General features: G+C 72.6%; 3 protein-coding genes. 2 read left to right on the plus strand and 1 reads right to left on the minus strand.

Going from position 1 to position 2663, the window contains the following annotated elements; genetic code table 11:
- Positions 1-12: 12 nt before the first annotated feature.
- Positions 13-819: a Sir2 family NAD-dependent protein deacetylase gene (locus IJH84_RS00815; protein WP_295139024.1), complete on the plus strand. Its 807-nt coding sequence runs from the start codon at positions 13-15 to the stop codon at positions 817-819.
- A gap of 1 nt (position 820) precedes the next feature.
- Here the strand turns inward: IJH84_RS00815 and IJH84_RS00820 are convergent, their stop codons facing one another.
- Entirely contained in the window at positions 821-1819 is a 999-nt protein-coding gene (locus IJH84_RS00820) for an endonuclease/exonuclease/phosphatase family protein (protein WP_295139018.1), read from the minus strand.
- 104 nt (positions 1820-1923) lie between these two features.
- Here IJH84_RS00820 and IJH84_RS00825 point away from each other — a divergent pair.
- On the plus strand, positions 1924-2663 hold a 740-nt coding region (locus IJH84_RS00825), incomplete at its 3' end, for an ATP-binding cassette domain-containing protein (RefSeq protein ID WP_295139021.1).

Raw genomic sequence — 2663 nt, forward strand, 5'->3', positions numbered from 1 at the left:
AGCGACGATGCGCTGTCCGCGGCCGCGGAGCTGATCCGCGACGCCGAAGCGCTGCTGGTGTGCGCGGGCGCGGGGATCGGGGTGGACTCCGGCCTGCCCGACTTCCGCGGCGACACCGGTTTCTGGCGGGCCTATCCGCCGTACGAGCGGCTGGGCCTGAGCTTCGCCGAGGTCGCCGATCCGGTCCACTTCGCCGAAGATCCCGGGCTGGCGTGGGGCTTCTACGGCCACCGGCTGGCGATGTACCGGCGCACCACGCCGCACGAGGGTTTCCGGATCCTGCGCCGCTGGGGTGCGTCGATGCCGTCCGGCTCCGGCGTGTTCACGTCCAACGTGGACGGACATTTCCAAGCGGCCGGGTTCGAGCAGGTCGCCGAATGCCACGGCAGCATCCACCACCTGCAGTGCCTGGAACCCTGCACGGACGACGTGTGGTCCGCCGACGACGTCTCCGTCGAGGTCGACACCGCGACCATGCGGGCGGTTCCGCCGCTGCCCGCCTGCCGCAACTGCGGCGGCACCGCGCGGCCGAACATCCTGATGTTCGGGGATTTCAGCTGGATCCCGGAGCACGCGCAGCCAGCGCTGGACTCGTTGCAGGCGTGGCGGCGGTCGTTGCGCTCGGCCCGCCTGGCCGTGGTCGAGCTGGGCGCGGGAACCGCGGTGCCGACGGTGCGGCGGCACGCCGAGCTGGCCAGCGCCGGGTCCGGCGCACTCATCCGGATCAACCCGCGCGAGCCGGAGGTCCGGCACGGGCGGGGCATCTCGCTTCCCGTGGGCGCGCTGGAGGCGCTCGGGGCGATCGACGAGCGGCTCTGACTCAGCTCGGGACCACCAGGTGCGCGAACACCGCGCGGTGATCGCTGCCCGGCACGTCCAGCACCGAGTACGCCTGCGCAACCACGCCCGCGCTGGTCAGCACGTGATCGATGGTCACCCGCGGCACCCAGCCGCTGCCCCAGGTCGGGGTGAACCCGCCGCCGGTGACCTCGGCCGCGTCCGAATAGCCGCGCCCGAGCATCGTGCGCAGCGGCGTGTGGTCCAGCGTCCCGTTGAAGTCACCCGCGAGAACCCGGGCCGGGCCGCCCTCCGCGGGCGGTCCGGGCAGCGCGGTGATCTCGCGCAGCCATGATCCGGCGGTGTCCGCGCCCATCGGGTACAGCGGGTGCACCCCGACGAACTCGACGTCCCGCCCGCCGGGCAGGTCGATGCGCGCGGAGGGCTGCGCCAGCGAGGTCGGCGGCACCAGCGACAACTCGCGCATCGGGAAGCGGGAGGCGATCCCGGTCCCGTCCGCGCCGGGACGGGCGTGCACGACGCGGTGCGGCAGCAGCTCGCGCAGGCCCGCGCGGTCCAGCGCGGCGACTGCCTCCGGCGTGACCTCCTGCAGGCTCAGCACGTCGACCCGGCGGCTGCGCACCAACTCGACCACCCGCTCCGGCTGCGCTTGGCCGAAGTACAGGTTGACCGACAGCACCCGCAGCGGCGTGCCCTGCACGGGAGTCGGCGAGTCCGGGATTCCGCGGGGTAGCACCAGCACCGCCAGCAGCACCGTCAGCAGCGCGGCGACCAGCGTGCTGATCCACCGCCGCAACGCCAGCCCGAGCACGACCAGCACCACGCCGACCGGAAGTGCGTACTGCAGGATCGCGACCAGTGCGATCGTGTACCGGTTCTGCGTGTCGAAACCGAGCAGCACCGGCGCCGTCCACGCCAGCAGGCCGAGCACGGCGAGCGCGACCAGCGCGGTCACGGTGCCGCTCTTGCGCTTGCGGGGATGTGGTTCGATCTCCTGCGGTTCGGCCACGGCCAGATCCATGCACTCCCCCCGACACCCGTTCCCGCACCGGCTGCCAGCGACCTGTGCGCCGACTGTCAGCCGTGCCCCCGATGATGGCGAGGATAGCGAAACGAGGAGGGGGAATGTCCCACGCGATCCAGGCCGAAGGTCTGGTGAAACGGTTCGGCGCCACCACCGCGCTGTACGGAATCGACTTGGCCGCGCTTACCGGCTCGATCCTCGGCGTGCTCGGCCCGAACGGCGCGGGCAAGACCACCGCCGTGCGGATCCTGGCCACGCTGCTGCGGCCGGACGCGGGCGAAGCGCGCATCGCAGGGCACGACCTGCGCCGCGAAGCGGTGGCGGTGCGCAGCAAGATCGGGCTCACCGGGCAGTACGCCTCGGTGGACGAGGAACTGACCGGCACCGAGAACCTGGTGCTGATCGGCAGGTTGCTCGAGCTGCCCCGCCGCGAGGCGCGCGCCCGCTCCGCCGAGCTGCTGGAGCGCTTCGGCCTGTCCGACGCGGCGCACCGGTCGCTGAAGACCTACTCCGGCGGGATGCGCAGGCGGCTCGACCTGGCCGCAAGCCTGGTCGGCAGGCCCGAACTGCTCTACCTCGACGAACCCACCACCGGGCTGGACCCGCGCAGCCGCAACCAGGTGTGGGACATGGTCCGCACGCTCACCGAAGAAGGCGTCACCGTGCTGCTGACCACCCAATACCTGGAGGAGGCCGACCACCTCGCGGACCGCATCAGCGTGATCGACCACGGTCGGGTCGTCGCCGAGGGCCGCGCCGACGAGCTCAAGCGCCGCACCGGCAGCCAGACCCTGCTGGTGCGGCCGAGCGATCCCGCCGACGCCGCCGAGGTGCGGCGGAT

It is taken from the genome of Saccharopolyspora sp. (assembly GCF_017434145.1).
GTDB classification, from domain to species: domain Bacteria; phylum Actinomycetota; class Actinomycetes; order Mycobacteriales; family Pseudonocardiaceae; genus Saccharopolyspora_C; species Saccharopolyspora_C galaxeae.

Coding starts and splice junctions, on each gene's coding strand:
- IJH84_RS00820 (WP_295139018.1), bottom strand. CDS start 1,819: ATGGATCTGGCCGTGGCCGAACCGCAGGAGATCGAACCACATCCCCGC.